At 72.3% G+C, this 20967-nt stretch carries 20 protein-coding genes; 8 read left to right on the forward strand and 12 right to left on the reverse strand.

Annotation, left to right across the window (positions count from 1 at the left end; genetic code table 11):
* Positions 1–34: 34 nt before the first annotated feature.
* Positions 35–682 carry a TetR/AcrR family transcriptional regulator gene (locus F6B42_RS01135; protein ID WP_150417756.1) on the reverse strand — a complete coding sequence of 216 codons (648 nt, stop codon included), beginning with the start codon at positions 680–682 and terminating at the stop codon, positions 35–37.
* An 83-nt stretch (positions 683–765) separates the two neighbouring features.
* On the opposite strand from F6B42_RS01135, the gene F6B42_RS01140 reads away from it, so the two are divergent.
* Genes F6B42_RS01140 through F6B42_RS01150 form a run of 3 tightly spaced genes read left to right on the forward strand, consistent with a single transcriptional unit; the run spans position 766 to position 5062 of the window.
* A complete protein-coding gene (locus F6B42_RS01140; protein ID WP_150417757.1) occupies positions 766–1953 on the forward strand; it encodes an agmatine deiminase family protein in 1188 nt (395 codons plus the stop codon).
* Positions 1950–3683, forward strand: coding sequence for an amidase (locus F6B42_RS01145; protein WP_150417758.1), 1734 nt, complete (start codon positions 1950–1952; stop codon positions 3681–3683). Before F6B42_RS01140 ends, F6B42_RS01145 begins: the two co-directional genes overlap by 4 nt.
* A complete protein-coding gene (locus F6B42_RS01150) occupies positions 3680–5062 on the forward strand; it encodes a pyridoxal phosphate-dependent decarboxylase family protein (RefSeq protein ID WP_150417759.1) in 1383 nt (460 codons plus the stop codon). The genes F6B42_RS01145 and F6B42_RS01150 overlap by 4 nt, the downstream gene beginning before the upstream one ends.
* Before the next feature lie 100 nt (positions 5063–5162).
* On the opposite strand, the gene F6B42_RS01155 is transcribed toward F6B42_RS01150, so the two are convergent.
* From F6B42_RS01155 to murQ, 3 genes are all read right to left on the reverse strand, one after another.
* Entirely contained in the window at positions 5163–6227 is a 1065-nt protein-coding gene (locus tag F6B42_RS01155) for a MupG family TIM beta-alpha barrel fold protein (protein WP_150417760.1), read from the reverse strand.
* Positions 6228–6243: 16 nt separating this feature from the next.
* On the reverse strand, positions 6244–7779 hold the full coding sequence (locus F6B42_RS01160) for a PTS transporter subunit EIIC (protein WP_150417761.1): 1536 nt from the start codon (positions 7777–7779) through the stop codon (positions 6244–6246).
* A gap of 89 nt (positions 7780–7868) precedes the next feature.
* Positions 7869–8774 (reverse strand): N-acetylmuramic acid 6-phosphate etherase, encoded by a 906-nt coding sequence (murQ, locus tag F6B42_RS01165; RefSeq protein WP_223878276.1) that lies wholly within the window; start codon positions 8772–8774, stop codon positions 7869–7871.
* Between the two features lie 103 nt (positions 8775–8877).
* Between murQ and F6B42_RS01170 the strand changes: the two genes are divergently transcribed.
* The gene (locus tag F6B42_RS01170; RefSeq protein ID WP_150417762.1) at positions 8878–9747 is read left to right on the forward strand and encodes a MurR/RpiR family transcriptional regulator; all 870 of its coding nucleotides are present in this window, start codon (positions 8878–8880) and stop codon (positions 9745–9747) included.
* 110 nt (positions 9748–9857) lie between these two features.
* On the opposite strand, the gene F6B42_RS01175 is transcribed toward F6B42_RS01170, so the two are convergent.
* From F6B42_RS01175 to F6B42_RS01195, 5 genes are all read right to left on the reverse strand, one after another.
* Positions 9858–10310: a fibronectin type III domain-containing protein gene (locus F6B42_RS01175; protein WP_150417763.1), complete on the reverse strand. Its 453-nt coding sequence runs from the start codon at positions 10308–10310 to the stop codon at positions 9858–9860.
* Positions 10311–10321: 11 nt separating this feature from the next.
* Positions 10322–10876 carry a S24/S26 family peptidase gene (locus F6B42_RS01180; protein WP_150417764.1) on the reverse strand — a complete coding sequence of 185 codons (555 nt, stop codon included), beginning with the start codon at positions 10874–10876 and terminating at the stop codon, positions 10322–10324.
* A 32-nt stretch (positions 10877–10908) separates the two neighbouring features.
* Complete coding sequence (locus F6B42_RS01185) at positions 10909–11553, reverse strand: SipW-dependent-type signal peptide-containing protein (RefSeq protein ID WP_191089231.1); 645 nt, start codon at positions 11551–11553, stop codon at positions 10909–10911.
* Between the two features lie 62 nt (positions 11554–11615).
* Positions 11616–12257 carry a SipW-dependent-type signal peptide-containing protein gene (locus tag F6B42_RS01190; protein WP_223878277.1) on the reverse strand — a complete coding sequence of 214 codons (642 nt, stop codon included), beginning with the start codon at positions 12255–12257 and terminating at the stop codon, positions 11616–11618.
* Positions 12258–12391: 134 nt separating this feature from the next.
* Entirely contained in the window at positions 12392–13642 is a 1251-nt protein-coding gene (locus F6B42_RS01195) for a serine hydrolase domain-containing protein (RefSeq protein WP_150417766.1), read from the reverse strand.
* A gap of 71 nt (positions 13643–13713) precedes the next feature.
* Between F6B42_RS01195 and F6B42_RS01200 the strand changes: the two genes are divergently transcribed.
* Positions 13714–14022, forward strand: coding sequence for a DUF2470 domain-containing protein (locus F6B42_RS01200; RefSeq protein ID WP_150417767.1), 309 nt, complete (start codon positions 13714–13716; stop codon positions 14020–14022).
* Positions 14023–14068: 46 nt separating this feature from the next.
* Positions 14069–14734 carry a biliverdin-producing heme oxygenase gene (locus tag F6B42_RS01205; protein WP_150417768.1) on the forward strand — a complete coding sequence of 222 codons (666 nt, stop codon included), beginning with the start codon at positions 14069–14071 and terminating at the stop codon, positions 14732–14734.
* Positions 14735–14888: 154 nt separating this feature from the next.
* Here F6B42_RS01205 and F6B42_RS01210 read toward each other — a convergent pair whose 3' ends face one another.
* Positions 14889–16271 carry an ATP-dependent DNA helicase gene (locus tag F6B42_RS01210; protein WP_150417769.1) on the reverse strand — a complete coding sequence of 461 codons (1383 nt, stop codon included), beginning with the start codon at positions 16269–16271 and terminating at the stop codon, positions 14889–14891.
* Between the two features lie 42 nt (positions 16272–16313).
* Between F6B42_RS01210 and F6B42_RS01215 the strand changes: the two genes are divergently transcribed.
* Positions 16314–17399: a hypothetical protein gene (locus tag F6B42_RS01215; protein WP_150417770.1), complete on the forward strand. Its 1086-nt coding sequence runs from the start codon at positions 16314–16316 to the stop codon at positions 17397–17399.
* Between the two features lie 95 nt (positions 17400–17494).
* Entirely contained in the window at positions 17495–18472 is a 978-nt protein-coding gene (locus tag F6B42_RS01220) for a dioxygenase family protein (RefSeq protein WP_150417771.1), read from the forward strand.
* A 35-nt stretch (positions 18473–18507) separates the two neighbouring features.
* Here F6B42_RS01220 and F6B42_RS01225 read toward each other — a convergent pair whose 3' ends face one another.
* Together F6B42_RS01225 and F6B42_RS01230 are read right to left on the reverse strand one after the other, a co-directional pair.
* The gene (locus tag F6B42_RS01225; RefSeq protein ID WP_150417772.1) at positions 18508–20481 is read right to left on the reverse strand and encodes a cytochrome c oxidase assembly protein; all 1974 of its coding nucleotides are present in this window, start codon (positions 20479–20481) and stop codon (positions 18508–18510) included.
* Between the two features lie 72 nt (positions 20482–20553).
* Positions 20554–20841, reverse strand: coding sequence for an HU family DNA-binding protein (locus F6B42_RS01230; protein WP_036304753.1), 288 nt, complete (start codon positions 20839–20841; stop codon positions 20554–20556).
* Between the last annotated feature and the right edge of the window lie 126 nt (positions 20842–20967).

Below are 20967 nucleotides of genomic sequence, written 5' to 3' on the forward strand. Positions count from 1 at the left end.
CCCATCATTCGATCGTGCGTGCGTGAGCCTCAGGCTATCCGGAGGGGGCGACGGGGGCGAGGCCCAGCATGGCCTCGAGGGACAGGGTGGTGAGGCGCACGCGCTCGGCGCCGTCGCGCCATGAGACGAGGGCGTGGGCGTTGAGTCCGTCGATCATCCCCAGCAGCTGCGTCGCGACCGCGCCGGGATCATCGGCGCGGAAGCGGCCGGCGGTGGCCCCGTCGCGGATGATGCGCTCGAGGAACGCCGTCCACGCATCCATCTGCGCCCGCACGCGCTCGGCGAGCGCCGCGTTGCGCCGACCGAGCGCCCACGCCTGCACCCAGATGAGGGTGACGTCCGACCGGCCGCCGTCCAGGAGCGTCGCGACGAGAGCGCGCAGGGCGGCCTCGGCATCGGGCTCGTCGGCGCGCAGCGCTTCCAGATCGGCCAGCTCGGCTCCGACGATCGCATCGAATGCGCCCGCGACGACGTCGTCCATGCTGGGGGCGTGGTGGGCGACGAGCGCCGAACCCACCCCGACTTCCGCCGCCACGGCCCGCAGCGTCACGGCGTCGAGGCCGCGCTCGCGTGCGACCCGTTCGGCGGCGGAGGCGATCTGCTCCCGTCGCTCCGCTCCGCTCCGCCGGGCACGCGAGGGCTCGGGAACGGGCTCCGCGAGCGCGGAATCCTTTGACGGCATGCCCGCCATTCTGTACGCTTCCGAGAAATTGATCAACCGATCAACTCGCAACGACCGATCACCTCGCGACGAGAGGACCCGTCATGGTCTGGCGGATGCCGGCGGAGACCGCTCCGCACGAGCGCACCTGGATGGCGTTCCCCCGTGCGGGCGTGACGCTCGGGGCGACCGACGCCGAGCGCGCGGAGGGCTACTCCGCGTGGACGGCCGTCGCGCACGCCGTCGCCGACTTCGAGCCGGTGTCGATGCTCGTCGACCCCTCCGAGACCGTCCGCGCGCGGGCCGCGCTCGGCTCGGCGATCGAGATCCTCGACACGCCCGTCGACGAGTTCTGGATGCGCGACCACGGCCCGACCTTCGTCGTCGACGACGAGCGACCGGGCGTCCTGGGCGCCGTCGATTGGATCTTCAACGGCTGGGGCGCGCCCGATTGGGCCGAGTGGCGGCTCTCGGCCGAGCACGCCCGCACCGTCGCCGCGCACGTCGGCGCCGAGCGGGTCACCTCGCTGCTCGTGAACGAGGGCGGCGGCATCCACGTCGACGGAGCCGGCACCGTGCTCCTCACCGACACCGTCCAGCTCGACCCGCGCCGCAATCCCCTGGCCGACCGCGCCCGCGTCGAGGCCGAGATGCTCCGCACACTCGGCGCGACGACCGCCATCTGGCTGCCCCGCGGCCTCACCCGCGATTACGACGAGTTCGGCACGAACGGCCACGTCGACATCGTCGCGACCATGCCGGCGCCCGGCCGCGTGCTGCTGCACGCGCAGCCCGACGCGGCGCATCCCGACCACGCCGTCATGCCCGCCATCCGCGCGGCGATCGAGGCGTTGACGGATGCCGCGGGCCGCCGCCTCGAGATCATCGATCTCCCCGCGCCGCCGCAGCTGCGCGACGCCGACGGCTTCGTCGACTTCAGCTACGTCAACCACCTCGTCGTGAACGGCGGCGTGATCGCCTGCGGGTTCGGCGACGCCCGCGCCGACGACCGCGCCCGCGGCATCCTCGCCGACGCCTACCCCGGACGCCGCGTCGTCACCGTCGACGCCCGACCGCTGTTCGCCCGCGGCGGCGGCATCCACTGCATCACCCAGCAGCAGCCCGCCGTCCCCCCGGTCGACTCGCCACGTTCTGCTGATGCCGCACCCGCCGCACCCTCGTTTTCTGGCGAGTCGACGGGGTCGGGGACGGGGACGGGGTCGGGGTCGGGGTCGGGGACGGGGACGGGGACGGGGTCGGGGCACGACCCGGGGCAGGGGCGACCCGCGTGATCGAGGTCGTGGAGGCGGGCATCGCGGAGCTCGGGGCGGCGCTCGAGAGCGGCGAGGCGACGGCCGTCGATCTCGTGCGCGCCTACCTCGCCCGCATCGATGCCTACGACGGTCCGGGCACCGCCACGGCGCTGAACGCCGTCGTCGTCCGCAACCCCGACGCCCTCACCGAAGCGGAGGCCTCGGACGACCGCCGCGCACGGGGCGCGGCACGCGGGCCGCTCGACGGCATCCCCTACACCGCGAAGGACAGCTACCTCGTCCGCGGGCTCACCGCCGCCGCCGGGAGCCCCGCGTTCGCCGACCTCGTCGCCCAGCGCGACGCCTTCACCATCGAGCGGCTGCGGAATGCCGGGGCGATCTGCCTCGGCCTCACCAACATGCCGCCGATGGCCAACGGGGGGATGCAGCGGGGTCTGTACGGCCGGGCCGAGAGCCCGTACAACGCCGACTTCCTCACCGCCCCCTTCGCGTCGGGCTCGTCGAACGGGTCGGGCACGGCCACGGCGGCCAGCTTCGCCGCCTTCGGCCTGGGCGAGGAGACGTGGTCGAGCGGGCGGGGCCCGGCATCCCACAACGCCCTCTGCGCCTACACGCCGAGCCGCGGGGTCATCTCGGTGCGCGGCAACTGGCCGCTCGTGCCCACGATGGACGTCGTCGTGCCGCACACGCGCACGATGGCCGACCTGCTCGCCGTGCTCGACGTGGTCGTCGCCGACGACGCCGAGACGCGCGGCGACTTCTGGCGGGCGCAGCCCTGGCTGACGCTTCCCGCGGCATCGGCCGTGCGGCCGCCGAGCTACGCCGGCCTCGCCGTCCGCACCGCCGACGAGGCGCGCGGCGCCCTCGCGGGCCGCGTCATCGGCGTTCCGCGCATGTACATCGGCGCCGATCCGGAGGCCGGCACGTTCGACGCCCGCGCGAGCCGACCCGGCATCGGAGGCCCGACCGGCACCCGCATCGAGCCCCGCCCGAGCGTGCTCGCCCTGTGGGCCGCGGCGCGCGCCGACCTCGAGGCCGCGGGGGCGACGGTCGTCGAGGTCGACTTCCCCGCCGTCTCGCGCTACGAGAACGACCGGCCCGGTGCCGGGTCGATCGCGACGAACGGCCGCGTGAGCCCGGAGTTCCTCCGACGCGAAATCCTCGATCTGTCGGCCTGGGCCTGGGAGGACTTCCTCCGCGCCAACGGCGATCCGGCGCAGAGCACCCTCACGGGGGTCGACGGGTCGCGCATCTTCCCCGCCCCGCCCGGCGCTCTCCCCGACCGCTACACCGGCTTCGACGACGACATCGCCGCGTATCCGGCGTGGGTCGCCGCCCACCCCGATGCGACGCTCGCCGGCATCCCCGATCTGGCCGACGGCCTCCGCGGTCTCGAGGAGACCCGGCGCATCGACTTCGAGGAGTGGATGGATGCCGCGGGCCTCGACGCCGTCGTCTTCCCCGCCGTCGCCGACGTCGCCCCGGCCGACATGGACGTGAACCCCGCGTCGGCCGATCTCGGGTGGCGGAACGGCGTGTGGATCGCCAACGGCAACCTCGCGATCCGCCACCTCGGCATCCCGACCGTCACCGTGCCGATGGGCGCCCTCGACGACATCGGGATGCCGGTCGGCCTCACCCTCGCCGGACGCGCGTACGACGACAGCGCCCTGCTGCGTCTCGCCGCCGCCTTCGAAGCGCTGCGTCCGCGGCGCGTCGCGCCCCCTCGAACCCCGGAGATCCGATGACCGAGCGCTTCCCCGCACGCATGCACGACGTCACCGACGAGACGCGCGCGATCGTCGACCTCGTGCTGGAGTACTCGCGGCAGCGCCTCCTCGCCGTCGACACTCCGCTCGACAAGCCGCTGCCGCCCGCCGAGCTGCGCCGGCTGACCGGACGCACGATCACCGACGACGGCATCGGTGCGCGGAAGGCGGTCGGGGTGTTCGAGCACATCCTGGCGCCCTCGTGCATCTCGACCGACGACCCGCGGTACCTGTCGTTCATCCCGAGCGCGCCGTCGAAGGCCGCGGCGGCGTTCGACGTCGTGGTCTCGGCGAGCGCCCTGTACGGCGGGTCGTGGCTCGAGGGCGCCGGTGCCGTCCACGCCGAGAACGAGGTGCTCCGGTGGCTCTCGGACGAGTTCGGCCTCCCCGCTTCGGCGGGCGGCGCGTTCGTGCAGGGCGGCACGCTCGGCAACCTCTCGGCCCTCGTCGCCGCCCGTGAGACGGCCCGCGAGGTCGCGCGGGAGCGCGGCGACGCGCAGCCGGACCGCTGGCGCGTCGTGTGCAGCGTCGAGGCGCACTCCTCGATCGCCTCGGCGGCCCGCGTCATGGACGTCGAGGTCGTCGCCGTGCCGGTCGGCGACGACGGGGTGCTGCGCGGCGACGCCGTCCGCGCCGCCCTCGACGAGCACGGCCGCAGCGTCTTCGCCGTCGTGGCCACGGCGGGGTCGACGAACTTCGGCATCGTCGACGACCTCGCCTCGGTCGCGGCCGTGACGCAGGAGGCCGGCGTCTGGCTGCACGTCGACGGCGCGTACGGGCTCGCCGCCGTGCTCTCGCCCCGGTCGCGCCACCGGTTCGCGGGCGTCGAGCACGCCGACTCGGTCATCGTCGACCCGCACAAGTGGCTGTTCGCCCCGTTCGACGCGTGTGCGCTCATCTACCGCGAGCCCCGGCTGGGACGCCAGGCCCACACGCAGCACGCCGAGTACCTCGATCACCTCACCGAGACCGAGGACTGGAGCCCCTCCGACTACGCCGTCCACCTCACACGACGCCCGCGCGGGCTGCCGCTGTGGTTCTCGCTGGCCACATACGGCACCGACGTCTACCGCGACGCGATCACCCGGTCGATCGAGCTCGCCGAGCGCATCGCCGACGAGATCGATCGCCGTCCGGGGTTCGCTCTCGTGCGACGCCCGCAGCTCGGCGTCGTCGTGTTCGAGCGCGAGGGGTGGGAGCGCGCGGACTACGGCCGCTGGTCGTCGGACCTGCTCGAGCGCCAACACGCCTTCGTCACCCCGAGCAGCCACGCCGGCCGAACGAACGCGCGCTTCGCGATCCTGAACCCCCGGACGACGTTCGAAGACCTCACCGGCATCCTCGACACGATGTCCTGACCCCCTCACCCCCTCACCCCCTCATCCCCTGTCGAGTCGCCACGAAACGCGGATCCGAGTGCCCCGGCATCGGCACTTCTTGGCGAGTCGACAGCGGCGGTCAGGTGGCGGGGACGAAGCGGACCGTCTGACCGGGGCGCAGGTCGTCGACGACGCCGCGGTAGGGCGCGGCGATCTCGCCGACGCGCGCCTGCCCGGCGTCGAGCGGCCGATCCGCGCGCATGAGATGCACCTCGCCGCGGTACCGCCCGTACGCCTCGAGGTCGACCTGGAGACTGCCGCGCTCCCGCGTGTCCGCGTTGCGGAGGCGTTCGGGCCGGATGCCGCCGCGCGACCCGTCGAGTCGGAACGACGCGGCCGCATCCTCCACCCGCAGCCGCCACGGGTGCTCGAGCAGGACGGATGCCGCGGCATCCAGCCCCGTGACGGGGAGGGTGACGACGCCGGTGGCCTCGACCTCGGCGATCCACGCCGCGTGATCATCGGCCACCGCGCCCTCCGCGCAGACCACGACGGCGTCGGGCACGAGCCGGCGCAGCTGCAGGAAGGTGCGCCACGCGTTGCGGTGACGCTGGTCCTCCAGAGTCGGCAGGCCGAGGTGCAGGGGCGCACGGAAGTCGCGCTCGCCCGGGATGAAGGCGAAGACGGGGAGTCCCCGAGCGGAGAACAGCTGCGACTGCGCGACGAGGAACGCCTCCGTCAGGCCGGTCTCGGGGCGCGGGTAGTAGTTGTGCCAGCCGGCGACCGGCAGATCGCCCAGCTCGTCGACGAAATGGCCGTCGACGGTGCTCGCGTTGACGGCGATGCGGCATCCCGACACCGAGGCGACCCGCCGGATCTCGTCGGCGTCGAAGCCGTAATCGAGCCGCAGCATCGTGATCCCGCGTCGAGCGAGCCAGCCCCACCCCTCGTCGCCCGAGACGACGTGCCCCAGCGCCGCGGGCGACACGTCGGCGCAGAATGTCGCGCCGCGCTCGGTGTGCGCCTCGCGCAGCAAGTCGCCGAACGCGGCGAGCTCCGCGGTCTCGACCGTGTGCAGCGAGGTGAACAGCATCCGCTCGGCAGCGGCAGCGGCAGCGGCAGCGGCAGCGGCCGAGCCGGCCGCCTGCTCCAGGACGGCTCGCCGCGTCTCGGGGGCATCGGTGGGGTAGATCGAGAACAGCATCCGTGACCTCCCCGCCTCAGCCGAGGCGCTCCACCATGTGCTCCTTGAACCCGAAGAACCAGGTGAGCACGAACCCCATGATGTACGAGATGACGAGGCCGCCGACGTACCAGAGCCACGCGCCGTTCGTGATGACCGCGGTCATGAGCACACCCGAGAGCCCCAGCGCCCCGGCCCCGAATCCGCCCGTGGCCTGGATTCCGAAGGCCACGAACGCACCGCCGAAGCCGCCGCCGAGGCACGCCGTGATGAGCGGGTAGAACAAGGGCAGCGAGACGCCGTAGATGAGGGGCTCCCCCACGCCGAGCACACCGATCGGCAGGGCCGCGCGGATGATGTTCTTCAGGCGCGTGCTCTTGGTCTTGAGGAAGATCGCGATCGCCATGCCGACCTCGCCGGCCCCGGCCATCGCGAGGACGGGCAGCAGCTCGGTGAAGCCGTGGTCGGTGATCAGCTGAGCGTGGATCGGCGTCAGCCCCTGATGGATGCCGAGCATCACGAGCGGCAGGAACAGCGACGACAGCAGATAACCGCCGACCACGCCGCCCCGCTCGAGGGCGAAGTCGATGAGCAGCCAGTTGATGCCCTGCATGAGCAGTCCCGAGATCGGCATGATCACGAAGATGCAGATGACGGCGCCGAGCAGGAGCGTCACGACCGGGACGACGAACAGGTCGGCCCACGCGGGCACGCGCTTGCGGATCCACTTCTCGATGACGGTGAACAGCCACGCCGTCACCATCACGCCGATGATTCCGCCGAGGGCGGGCCGGAGCTCGCCGAACAGCGGCAGCACGAGCGGCTGCGCGGGCGTCACGGTGCCGTCTGCGGCCGTCGTCGCGGCGATGCCGGCGAGCGCCGGCAGGTACGAGATGGCGCCCGCGATGAGGCCGAGCACGGGCGTGCCGCCGAACTCCTTCGCGGTGTTCAGACCCACGATGAGGTTGAGCGAGGCGACGACGATCGAGCCGAGTGCGGCGAAGACGAGGAACCACGCGTTGGTCGCGACGCCCGGATCGATGAGCTTCCAGATGTTGCCGATCGCCACGACGAGTCCGCACGCGATGAAGCCGGGGATGATCGGCACGAAGATGTTCGCGATGTGGCGGAAGAGGCCGTGGACGCGCGAGGTGTGACGCGACTTCACCTTCTGGGTGTTCTTCTGCTGCAGCGTGCGCAGATCGGCCGCGGCGTCGACGGCCTCGCCGCCGCCGGCTGCTCGCGCGCCCGCGGCCCGGTTCCCCGCCGCGGCCTCGGCGATGTCGGCGACCTCGTCCTCGGGATCGTCGACGGGCGCCTCGGCGGGGGCGTCGACGACCTCGGCGAAAGCCTCGCGCAGGCGCTGAGCGTGACCGGGACCGACGACGACCTGCAGCTGCGGGCCGTCGACCACGCCCATCACGCCGGTCAGGCGCCGGAGCGCCGCGACATCCGCCTTCGACGGGTCATGCAGATTGAGCCGCAGCCGGGTCATGCAGTTCGTGTACGAGGCGACGTTCTGCGATCCGCCGACGAGCGGCAGGATCTCCTCGCTGAGTTCGGGGTAATCCACGGTGATTCCTTCCGGCGGACGTGTTCGGGTGTCGGGATACGGCGGCGGATGCGGGGGTCGGGTGGGCGGTGCTCGGGTCCGGTGCTCGGTCAGCTGCGCGGACGCACGGCATCGCGGACGAAACCGGCCCCCGCGCTGAGGCGCTCGCGGGCGGTCTGGGCGTCGATGTCGCAGAGGACCGCGACGATCGCGGTCTTCGCGTGGCCGTCCGCCGCGGCCAGGGCGCGCCGCGCCGTCTCGAGGTCGCAGTCGGTCGCGGCCCGCACGATGCGCTCGGCGCGCGCGACGAGCTTCTCGTTGCTCGGCCGCACGTCGACCATGAGGTTGCCGTAGACCTTGCCGAGGCGCACCATCGTGGCGGTCGAGATCATGTTGAGCACGAGCTTCTGGCTCGTTCCGGCCTTGAGCCGCGTCGAGCCGGTGAGCACCTCGGGGCCGTTGTCGATCTCGATCGCGACATCGGCGTGAGCGCTGATTTCGGCGTTCGGGCTGCACGAGAGCGCCACGGTGGCCGCGCCGATCTCGCGGGCCCGGTCCAGCCCCCCGATGACGTACGGCGTGCGTCCGGATGCCGCGATGCCGACCACGAGGTCGCGGCTCGTCAGCCCGATGCCGTGCACGTCCCCGGCGCCCAGCTCGCGCGAGTCCTCGGCGCCCTCCACCGCGCGGAACATCGCATCCGGGCCACCGGCGAGCAGCCCGACGACCTGCGCCGGATCCGTGCCGAAGGTCGGCGGGCACTCGGCGGCGTCGAGCACGCCCAGCCGGCCGCTGGTCCCGGCGCCCTGGTAGACGAGACGGCCACCGGACGACAGGGCTGCGACGGCCAGGTCGACGGCGCGGGTGATGTCCGGGATGGCGACCGACACCGCGGCTGCGACACCGGCATCCTCGTCGTTCATGACGCGGAGGATCTCGGGGACGGACATGGCGTCGAGCGCGACGGTGAGGGGATTCGCCGTCTCGGTCGCGGGTGTGGGATGCGCGGTGGTCACCAGGCTCCTCAGGGCTCGTGGCACGTTGTTTCAGACAGAGTGCTCTTCGCGGCATACTTTGTCAAGATCTGTGGAACACTGAAGCGACATCCCGAGGAGGCACATGAAGGGCGACGTGCTCGAGGCGATCCGCGCGATCGTCCCCCGCCTGCGACCGGCCGAGGTGCAGGTCGCGCAGGCCGTGCTCGCCGATCCCCCGTTCGCGGTGACGGCGACGGTCTCGACGCTCGCCGAGCGCGCCTCGGTGTCGCAGGCCTCGGTCGTGCGCTTCGCCAAGAGCCTCGGCTTCGCGGGCTACCCGTCGTTCCGCGTCGAGTTGGCGCAGGAGGTGTCGCGTCGCGCGCTCGAGCTCGAGCGCTCGAACATCGCCGAGGGCGAGCTGAACCCATCGGACTCACCGGCCGAGATGGTCGCGAAGGTGGCCTTCCACGAAGCGCGCACGATCGAGCAGACGGGACGCATGCTCGACCTCGACGCGCTCGAGCGCATCGCCCACGCCATCGCCGCGGGCGACCGCGTCGTCACGTTCGGCGTCGGCGCGTCGGGCCTGGCCGCGGCCGACCTCGCGCAGAAGCTGCAGCGCATCGGCATCATGTGCCTGAGCTCGCACGACACGCACGTCCAGCTCGTCCACGCAGCCCTCGCCGACGAGCGCACGACGGCGATCGCATTCTCGTTCAGCGGCGGCACGATCGACGTGCTGCGAGCACTCGAGATCGCAGGCGGCGCCGGAGCCTTCACCGTCGCGATCACGAACGACACCGACTCCCCGTTGGCTGCCGCGGCATCCGCGACCCTCCGGACGCCCGCCCGCGAGGCGACCCTCCGCGCCGCGGCGCTCGCGAGCCGCATGGCGCAGCTGGCCGTGGCCGACTTCGTCTTCATCCGGGTCGCACAGCTGCGCTACCCCGACCTCGACGCCGCGCTCAGCGCCACCCGCGCCGCCGTCACCCCCCAGCACCTCGCCCCCTGACTCCCCCTCCCCCTCCCTCCTCCCCCGGTCGAGTCGCCACAAAGCGCGCATCCGGGCGCCCCCGCATCCGCATTATCTGGCGACTCGACCTCCGGGGGGGGGGGGGATGGTCAGGCGCACGATGCGAGGACACCGAGTCCGGCGAGCGAGACGATGGAGACCCGGGGGCGGTTCGTCGCCTCGGCCTCCCAGCCGCCGGGACCGATCGCGTAGAGCCGGAACTCGAATGTACCGAGCTGCAGGAGCCCGCCGCTGACCGTGACGGAGCGCGTCGACGAGGGGAGGGTGGGCGACCGCGCACCACCGTCAAGAGACCACTGATATCCGAGGATGGTCGCGTCGTCGGGAGGCGGGCTCCACGTGACGACCGCCTGCTGCAGCAGACCCTGGTTCGCGCACCGAACGGCGCCGGGCGAGGCCACGCGGAGCGTCGAGACCGAGCCGCTCGCCTGCTCGGCATCTGACCAGGCGGCGTCGCTCTCGACGGGCGGCGCGCCGGTCGCAACGCCGGCGCAGAGGAGCACCGCGACACCGACCGCGCCGAGGCGGTGACGCCGCGTCATCCGGGATGCCCTCATCCGGCGCCCTCCGCGGCCGCCGTTCGGCGCCGCCGGCGGCGCGGCCAGAACATCGCCACGACGAGCGCCGTCGCTGCGATCGTGACCGCGGCCATGACGGGCGGCGCCCCCGCCGCGGCAAACAGCGGCGCGACGCCGGGCACCGCGAAGAGCACGAGCCGCACGCGCTCGACGTCGTACGGGAACGGGTCGGGCACGGCGTTCGCGTCGCCCCGCATCGTGATCAGCCGCGCCTCGGCGGATCCGCCGGGGCTGGGGCCGACGCTCGTCACCCGATGCGTGATAGGCAGCTGCCCCGGTCGCTCGACGGTCACGACGTCGCCCACCTCGATCTCGTCCGCCGGGATGCCACGCGCCACCGCCGCGGCGCCCGCGGGGATCGTCGGAGACATCGACCCGGTGCTGAAGAGGGTCACGCGCACGTCGAAGGCGACCGTCGCGATCGCCAGCACGATGCAGACCGCCCCCGCGACCGCCGCCAGGGTGAGCAGGACGTCGCCGGCTCGCGCGAGGCCGCGCGCCCGCGTCCGCGCCCGCGTCTCGGAACGCATCGCCGCGCGTATCCCCGCCCGCGTCTCGACGCTCATCCGGAGGATGTCCCCGTGAAGGTCCACGTGACCGTGGCAGAACGCCCCTGGAGGGAGTTCGCCGCCTCCGGCGACATGCGCACCTCGACGCAGAAGCCGATGCCGGCGCCGGCGGGTCCGAGCGGGGTCGGCGTGACACCGCTCGGCGGCGTCTGCAGAACGGGAAGATATCCGGCGCCCGAGCCCGCGACGAACGGGTTCGCGCCGCCGAACGCGGCGGCACCGCACGCGCTCCCCGGCGCGAGGCCGGGCAGGCGCACGATGCGGTACTCCAGGGCCGAAGCGACGAGCGGCGTGGCCGGAGTCGTGATGGGCGGCGGCGGCTCCGACGACGAGACGCCGCTCAGCACGACGGTTCCGCCGACGGTCGACGCCGGCGAGGTGCGGACGTTGATCCAGGCGTGAGCCACGGCTCCCGGGTGCAGCGCGCCGCCGGTGAAGACGAGAGACGCCGCGCTGCCGGCCGGGTGGCTGGTGAACTCCGGCGTGCCCGCGGTCTGCGACTGCGTGTCGAAGACGCTCGCGGCGAAACTGCTCGAGGCGGCCTCGGTGTCGGTCCACGCCGCCACGGTCGACACCGTGCCCACCCCGAACACGACGCCGACCGCGAGCAGCGCCTGGATGCGGCGGCGCCTCAGCACGCGGCGCCGCCTCGACGCCCGGTGCTGCCGCCGCATCCCTCGCCGCGTCGACATCGCCCGCCTTACGGGAGCGGGTCGCCCGACGTGCCGGCGAACTCCCAGGTGATGGTGCCGTCTTCGCCCTGGGCGATGTCGCCGGCCGTCACGACGAAGCAGAGATTGACCGGATCCGCCGCCGCGTCGAGCTCGAACGCGTCGACGACCCCGGTCGCTCCGGCGGCGCGATCGACGAAGACGGCCGTCCCGCTCGGCGGCGTTGCGGCGCTGCACGTCGCGCCGAAGGCGTCCTCGACCCACAGCGAATAAGTGAGATCGTCGCCGATCGGGCCGCCGATCGCGTTCTCGACGGTCACGGCCGCTTCGTTCGTGGATGCCGCCGACAGCTGCACGGCGAAGGGCGCGTACACGACGTCGTCGGGCGCGAGGGTGTCAGCGTCGAGCTCGAACGTGAGCGTCTTGCCGGGAGCGACCGGCGAGCTGCTGAACGCGACGCCGTCGGTGCTCCCCTCGAGGTCGAACGAACCGGCGCCGAAGGCGCCTGTGACGAATTCGGAGTCGTTCCACACGGCGAGGGTCACGGCGGTGCCGACGCCCAGCACGAGGCCGCCCGCGACGAGGGCGAGGGCCATGCGGCGCCGGCGCGGGGAGCGATCGTCGTTCTCGAGGTCGGCCACGGGAGCAGCGGAGGCGTTCGGGGAGGTCATGTCTCGGACTGTAATTCCGCCGCGCGCTCGCGCGCGGGCGCCGGACGCGATCCCGGTAGGAACTCGGGGCGAACCCGGTACTACGCAGGCACGACTACCGAGGGGGGACTACTGAGAGGGCGGGCCGGTGCACGTCAGGGCAGCGGGCAGATCGCCACGGACGCGAGGTCGCCGTCCATCTGCTCGGGCGTCCACGGCAGGCCGGCCGGCGGCGCGGTCTCGCCGGCGGTCGCGGGGGCCTTCGACGCGATCGCCGCAAGCTGCCATCCGAGCACCCGCACCGCCTCGGCCGATGCGCGCGAGTTGTTCAGCACGGCGACGACGGTGAGGCCCGAGTCGCGGTCGGCGAAGGCGACCGTCTGATACCCCGGCACCGAACCGTACTGCCCGACGAGCGTGCCGGCCTGGTAGGTGCCGCCGCGGACCGTGTACCAGTTCGGCACACCCTCGGCGACCGGAAGCGGCGAGGCGAAGCGCGACTCGTCGTCGTACGGACGCAGGCCCGTCGCGAGCGCACGGGCGTAGCGGCCGAGGTCCGCGGCATCCGTCACGACACCCGACGAGGTGAAGCCGGCCGAGGTCGACAGCGCGGTGAGGTCCGTCGCGGTGGCGCAGTCGACCGCGCCCTCGGCGGTCAGCACCGACTGCGTTCCATGCAGACCGAGGTCGACCGAGCGCCCCGGAAGCGAGGACGCCGTCATCTCGAGCGGTGAGAAGACGTAGGTGTCGAACAGGTCGGCGGCCGTCCGGCCGGACGCCCGCTCGAGAGCGAGTCCGAGCAGGACGTAACCCGTGTCGGATTCGCCGTACACGCGGTCTGCGCTCGGAGCGCCCGCGGCCAGCCCGTAGGCGACGAGCTCGTGCGGGGTCCAGGGACGCGTCGGGTTGGTCTCCCATCGCGCCTGGAGCGGCGGCTGGTAACGGCCGACGCCCGACGTTCCGTCGCACAGGTCGCCGAGGGTCACGACGGGGGCGTCCGGGAAGCCGTTGACCCAGTCGGTGACGGGATCGTCGACCTCGACCACGCCGTCGGCAGCGAGGCCGAACAGCACGTCGCAGGTCATCGCGCGGGTGACGGGGCCCGCCTTGAACGTGTCGTCCGCGGACACGGCGGTGCCGTCGGGGTTCGACCCGAAAGCCTGCACCCACTCGCCCGCCCAGGGAACCCAGACGCCGACGATGGCCCCACCCGATCCGGTGCTCGCCATCGCCCGCTCGACCGCCGCGGTCAGCTGCGCCTGCGTGTCGTCGCCGAGCGCGGCATCCGCCTGCGGGGGCGCTTCGACGTCGCCGATGCCCGCCGGAGCGCACGCCGTCACCGTCAGCGCCAGGGCGACGGCCCCGACGATCCCCAGCCCGCGCCGCACGAAGCCCGCACGCGACATCGGCCACCCCCTCGCTCGATCCCTCAAGTGAATCACACCGACGTCGTCCCGCCCGTCTCTAGGGTGTGAGCATGACGCACAGCTTCGACGAGGCCGCCGTTTCCGGCGTGCTCGGCCACATGAACGACGACCACCGCGACGACAACCTCCTCATCGCCCGCGCCTTCGGGCAGCCCGACGCGACGACCGCGACGATGACCGGATTCGACGGCGACGGCGGCGTGTGGGATGCCGCGCTGCCGGGCGGCTCGGTCAGCTCCGTGCGCGTCCCCTGGCCCGGCGGCCCGATCACCGAGCGGCGCGAGGTGAGGCGCGAGATCGTCGCCCTCTACGACGCCGCGTGCGAGCGCCTCGGCATCGAGCCGCGTCCGCACGACTGAGGATTCGACCTTCAGGTTAGCTGTACCTAACTGCTACGCTCGCCGCATGCCCGAACTCCTCCCGTTCTCCACGGCTCTCCGCGAGCGCTCGAGCGCCGCCCATTCCGGCAGCGAGCACGCCGGCTTCATGGCCGACCTGATGCGCGGCGAGGGGACCCGTGAGGACTACGTCGCGCTGGTCGCGCAGCACTGGTTCATCTACGAGGCACTCGAGTCGGCGGCATCCCGCATGGCCGCCGACCCGGTCGCCGCGACCTTCATCAGCGACAAGCTGACGCGGCTGCCGGCCCTCGAGGCCGACCTCGAGTTCCTCATCGGCGCCGACTGGCGCGAGCAGATCACGCCGCTGCCGACGACCGAGCGGTACGTGACTCGCATCCGCGAGGTCGGGGCCACCTGGGCGGGTGGCTTCGTCGCGCACCACTACACCCGCTACCTGGGCGACCTCTCGGGCGGCCTGTTCATCGGCAAGCTCATGGCGCGCCGGTTCGGCTTCGAGACGAACGGCATCGGGTTCTACATCTTCGGCGACATCGCCGATCCCGGCGAGTTCAAGGAGCGCTACCGCGCCCAGCTCGACGCCGCTCCGTGGGACGAGGCCGAGCAGCAGCGGGTGATCGACGAGGTACTCGTCGCCTACCGGTTCAACACCGACCTGTTCACCGACCTCGCGGCCGCCAAGGCCGCCGCAAACGCCTCGGTCGTCGCCTGACCGCTCGCCCCGGGGCGGGCCGGGACGGGCTGGGTGAGCCGGCGCGAGCCCACCCGTTCCCACCGAGCCCACCCGTCGTCAGGCGCGAACAAGGCGTGGGCTCGATGCTCACGGGTGGGGTCAGCGCGAGCGGGGAGGTCGGCGGGCCGGACCGTCACATCCCGGCCGCGCGGACGGCGGCCATGAAGCGACGGACGTCGTGGTCGACGAGGATGTCGCTCGGCCGCAGCGGCCGCGACAGGTAGAGCCCGTCGAGCGAGGTCAGGCGCGAGAGCGCCACGTAGGTCTGCCCCGGCGCGAATGCGCCCGACCCGAGGTCGACGATCGCCCGGTCGTACGTCTTGCCCTGCGACTTGTGGATCGTCACGGCCCACGCCAGCCGGAGCGGGAACTGCGTGAACTCCGCCACGACCTCGCGGGTGAGCTTGCGCGAGCCCGGGTCGTAGGCGTAGCGGAACCTCTCCCAGACGGTCGGCTCGACGTCGTGCTCCTCGCCGTCGAGCTCGACGCGCACCGACGAGCCCGCGATGCGGGTGACGGTGCCGATCGAGCCGTTGACCCACCGAGGGCCGTCGCCCCCGAACCCGCCGCCGACGTCGTTGCGCAGGAACATCACCTGCGCCCCGACCTTCAGCTGCAGCTCGGGATCGGCCGGGTACCCCGTCTCGCCGCGCCCGAAGTCTCCGCTGACGTCGGCCTTCGCCGTCTGCACCGGCCCGGAGAGCGCATCGAGGTGGCGCTGATTGATGCGCGAGACGGCGTCGTTGCGGGTCGCGAGGGTGATGATCGGCGGCTCGTCGCCCGTCGGGGCGGGGGGCTTGCGCGCCCCCGCGGCGTTCAGGGCCGCGGCGATGTCCGCCGTCACGACGCCGTAGCGCACGGCGTTGAGCATGTCCTTGAACCCGCTGTCGGCCTGGCGGTGGATCTCGCCGAGCTCGGCGATGTGCAGGGGCGCGCCGACCCGGCCGAGATCGAGCAGTCCGTCGGAGCGGATCGCCCCGGCATCCGCCTTCGGCCCCGCCCACACCTGGGCGTCGAAGAACCAGAACGAGCGGTAGTGGTCCTGGATGTAGCGCAGCTCGTCGCCGCGCGGCGGCACGGGCGACAGCTGGTAGGGATCCCCGAACATCACGACCTGCACCCCGCCGAACGCCTCCGACCGGCGACGGCGGGCCTGCCGGAGCGAGCGGTCGATCGCATCCATGACGTCGGCGTTGACCATCGAGATCTCGTCGATGACGAGCGTGTCGATCGCGTTGAGGATGCGGCGGGTCTGCTCGGACTGGTCGAGCTCGCTGTCGGCGACGAGACCGATCGGCAGCCGGAACAGCGAATGGATCGTCTGCCCCTCGACGTTGAGCGCCGCGACCCCCGTCGGCGCGCAGATCGCGATCTGCTTGTCGGTGTTCCAGGCGAGGTGCTGGAGCAGCGTCGACTTGCCGGTTCCGGCACGTCCGGTGACGAAGACATGGTCGCGGGTGTCTTCGATCCGACGGAAAAGGGCTTCCTGCTCGGCGGAAAGCGGCGGCAGGGTCACCGATTCATGGTAGCCACAGGCGACGCTTCCTAGACTTGTGCTGTGGACCTTGCCGAGACGACGGATGCCGCGGACGCGCGCGCTCCGCGCCGACGCCGTCGCAGCCTCGCGTTCGACCTGACCGCGCTCGGCGTCGCCGGCGTCCTCGTCCTCGGCGCTCTCGGATTCGGAGCCGTGACGGTCTACACCCAGCTCTACAGCGCCTCGGCCTTCGTCGAGCGCTACCTCTCGCTCCTCGGATCCGGCAGCGCCGCCGACGCTCTCGCCGTGCCCGGGGTCGCGATGGACGACGGCGAACTCACGGCGGCCGGCCTGCCGAACACCGCCTCCGAGGTGCTGCTCCGCCGCGCCGCGCTGACGGCGCTGTCGGACGTGAGGGTCGTCGACGAGGAACCGCACGACGGCGTGACCGAGGTCACGGTTGCGTACTCGGCCGGCGGACATCGCGGGCGCACGTCGTTCCACGTGGAGCGGGACGGCTGGATCGGCGTCGCGCCGGCCTGGCGGTTCGCCGAGAGCCCGCTCGCGGCGGTGGATCTCACGGTGCGCGGCGCGACCCGCTTCAGCGTCAACGGCTTCGAGATCGACACGCGGCAGGTCGCGCCCGAGGGCGTGGACGCCGATCCGCTGACCCCCGTATCGATGCTCGTCTTCTCGCCCGGCGCGTACTCCATCGCGGTGGACACCGCGACCTCGACCTCGCCGGGTGTGGCCGTGCTCTCCGACATGCCGGGCAAGACCATCCCCGTCGATCTGCAGACCCAGCCGACGGACGAGTTCGTGAATGTCGTGCAGGACCGCGTCGACGAGTTCCTCGCCTCGTGCGCGACGCAGCAGGTGCTCCAGCCGACCGGATGCCCCTTCGGCTACTTCGTGCGCAACCGCGTCGAGGGTGCGCCGACCTGGTCGATGACCGAGAACCCCGAGGTCACCGTCGTGCCCGACGGCGCGCAGTGGGCCATTCCGACGACACGCGCCGTCGCCCATATCGATGTCGACGTGCGCTCGCTCTTCGACGGTCGCGTCAACGAGGTGTCGGAGGACGTGGAGTTCTTCCTCGGCGGGACGATCACGATCCTGCCCGACGGCACGGCGTCGATCCAGGTCTCCGCGGCGCAGGAGCCATAGCCCGCGCATAGGGAGCGTGAGGGACCGTCCAACCGGACGACCCCACTCTGGACTCAGCCCGGACGGACCGGGCACCGAGACCCGAGGAGGCCCTGATGGCCCGCGTTCCCGAGCCCGAGCAGACACCGGACGGCCCGTCCTACGAGGGCCGCCTCCTCGATCGCCCCGACGATGAGATCGTCGACCAGGGCGTCGGCTTCGACCTCGGCACCCTCGTGAGCCGGCGGAGCGTGCTCGGACTCGTCGGCCTCGGGGCGGGGGCGGTCCTGCTCGCGGCGTGCGCGCCCGCGGCATCGACCGCTTCGCCGACGGCCGCATCCAGCTCGTCGCCGACCCCCACCGCCGCGACGACGCCGACCGCGAGCGCGTCGGCGAGCGCAGCCGCGGGGTATGCGACCTCCGAGATCCCCGACGAGACGAACGGCCCCTACCCCGCCGACGGCACCAACGGGCTCAATGTCCTCGAGCAGTCCGGGATCGTGCGCAGCGACATCACCGCGAGCCTCGACGGCGGCACCGTCGTCGCAGGCGTCCCGCTCACCCTCACGCTCACACTCAGCGATCTGGCCAGGGGGAACGTCCCGTTCGCGGGCGTCGCCGTCTACGCCTGGCAGTGCGACGCGCAGGGCCTGTACTCGATGTACTCCGCGGGAGTCGAAGACGAGACGTACCTGCGGGGCGTGCAGGTGGCGGATGCCGCGGGTCAGGTGACGTTCCGGACGATCGTCCCCGGGTGCTACGCGGGCCGATGGACGCACATCCACTTCGAGGTCTACCCCGACGCCGGCTCGGCCACGGCCGGATCCAACGCGATCGCCATCTCGCAGGTAGCCTTTCCGGCGGACATGCTCACGCCGGTCTACGAGCTCGCTGCCTACTCGGGCTCTGCCCGGAATCTCGCCCAGGTCGGCTCGCTCGAGAACGACAACGTGTTCGGCGACGGCTCCGGCCTCCAGATGGGCACCTTCACCGGCGACACCACCGCCGGCTACGTCGGCACCCTCGCGGTCGCGGTCGACACCCGGACCGCCATGACCCTGTCGCAGGCACCCGCCGGCGGCGGACGCCCCTGATCCCTCGACTTCCGTCCGCGACCGGCTGCGCCGGATCAGCTGCGCGCGGCGTCGCGACGCGCGAGGTCGGCGAGCCGTTCGTTGTAGGCATCGAGCTCGAGGTCTCCGGCGCGGTCGACCTGGCGGTCGCGGCGCCGCTGCATCCGATCGTCCGACCGGCTCCACTGGATCGCGACGGTGATCGCGAGGATGAGCGTCGGGATCTCGCCTACCGACCACGCGACGCCGCCGCCGATGTACTGGTCTTCGAGGGGCGTCGGTCCCCACGTGCGGCCCATCGCACCGAACCACTCCGGAACGAACAGACCCGCCGACATCATGATCGCGATGCCGAAGAAGGCGTGCATCGCCATGATCGCGATCAGGGTGAGCAGGCGGAACGGATACGGCAGGCGATAGGGCACCGGGTCGATGCCGATGAGCGACAGCACGAAGAGGTACCCCGAGATGAGGAAGTGGGCGACCATCCACTCGTGGCCGATGTGGTCGAAGAGCGACCAGCGGAACAGATCGGTGTAGTAGAAGACCCACAGCGACCCGATGAACATCGCCGACGCGAACGCGGGGTGCGTGACGACGCGGGAGAACGGGGTGTGCACGGCCCAGAGGATCCACTCGCGGCCGCCGCGCGTGCCGTCGTCGCGCTTGCGGACGGCGCGGGCCGCGAGGGTGACCGGGGCTCCGGCGACCAGGCACACGGGGATCGCCATCGACAGCAGCATGTGGCCGACCATGTGCATGCTGAAGAGGTAGTCCTGGTAGGCGTTGATCGGGCCGCAGGTGACCCAGAACAGCAGCAGCATCCCGAACACCCACAGCACGGTGCGGTACACCGGCCAGGCGTCGCCGCGGCGGCGCAGCCGCCACGCTCCCGCGAGGTAGAAGAAGATGCCGAAGGCCGCGACGAACAGCCACAGGAGGTCGATGTCCCACCGCACGAACCACTCGTTCATCGTCAGCTCGGGGGGAAGCGTCGCCCCGGTGAGGATCTGCGCCGGGGTCTGATCCTCGGGCAGCGCGGTGTCGACCGGCGGCGGTGTGCGGGCGAGGGCCGCGGCGGCGCCGCTGGCAATGCCCATGAATGCGAGCTCGAGCGTGATCAGCAGCCAGAAGACGCCCGCGGCGCCGGCCGCGCCGAGCTTCGCGATCAGTCCGCGCCGGTACCAGGCGCCGAGCGCGCCGATGACGAGCAGCGCCACGACCTTCACGGCCAGCAGCGCACCGTACGCCGAGAAGAGGTTCTCGGGTGAGACGACGCCGACGGCGGCGCGGACGGTGCCCGAGACGGCGACGACCACGAACGCGACGAGCGCGATGCTCGAATAACGCGAGACGAGCGAGGCCATGGCCGCGCGGTCGAGGAGCGGCCGCACGATCACGAGCAGCACGAGTCCGCCGAGCCACACGGCGGCCGCGATGATGTGCAGCGCGAGAGCGACGACGGCGGTGTTGTGGTTCGCCTCTTCGCCGGAGTGGCCCTGCGTCGCCATCGGGATGAGGGATGCCGCGGCCAGCACGCCGACGAGCAGCGTCGCCGTCCAGCCGCGCACCGCGAAGGTGAGCACCGTCAGCAGGGCGCCCGCGATCGTCGTCAGCGACCAGGCGCGTCCGGCCTCGGTCTCGACGAGGAACCGGCCGAGCTGCTGGCCGAATTCGGCGCCGGCGCTCGGCGCTGCGCCGAAGAAATTGAGGAACGTGAAGAACGCGGTGATCGCGCTCGTGACGGTGAAGACGGCCGCCGAGACGGATGCCGTGTCGAGGGCGACGTCGAAGGGGCGCTCACCCGCGCGGAGGCCGAACAGCGCGACGACGAGCGAGCCGACCATCCCCGCCGCCGAGAGGTTGACGAGGAGCTTGACCACGGGAAGGCCCCAGCGCACGACCGGGCCCGGGTCGAGCAGCTGCAGCGGTTGCGCGCCACCCCCGACCGCGAGGCCGATGAGGACGGCGACGAAGGCCGCCGCGGCGAGGATCGCCGGACCGGCGACGCGCAGCGCTCGTGAGTCCACCCGACAAGCCTACGGCGCGCACGACGAAGGGGGATGCCGAGCGGCATCCCCCTTCGTCGACGTCAGCGTCGATTACTTGACGGCTGCCTTCAGCTTCGAGCCGGCGGTCACCTTGACGCGCTTGCCCGCGGCGATCTTGATCTCTTCGCCGGTCTGGGGGTTGCGGCCGGTGCGAGCGGCGGTGTCGACCTGCTCGAAGGCGATCCAGCCCGGGATCGAGACCTTGCTGCCCTTGGCGACAGCCTCGGAGACGGTGGTGAAGAGCGAGTCGAGCACGCCCGAGACGGCAGCCTGGCTCTGGCCGGTGGCGCTGGCGATGCTCGCGACGAGCTCGGTCTTGGTGATGGACTTGTCAGCCATAGGTTGTCCTCCAGACGGCGGACGACGGACGCGCCGCCGACAGCGTGGGTGGTTCCCGGGGAACTCGCGTTCCGCCGGTTGGTCGTTCGACCGGTCCCGAATATACGCGGATTCCGCGGAATTTCG

Origin of the sequence: Microbacterium radiodurans, assembly GCF_008710705.1 — a bacterium.
GTDB classification, from domain to species: domain Bacteria; phylum Actinomycetota; class Actinomycetes; order Actinomycetales; family Microbacteriaceae; genus Microbacterium; species Microbacterium radiodurans.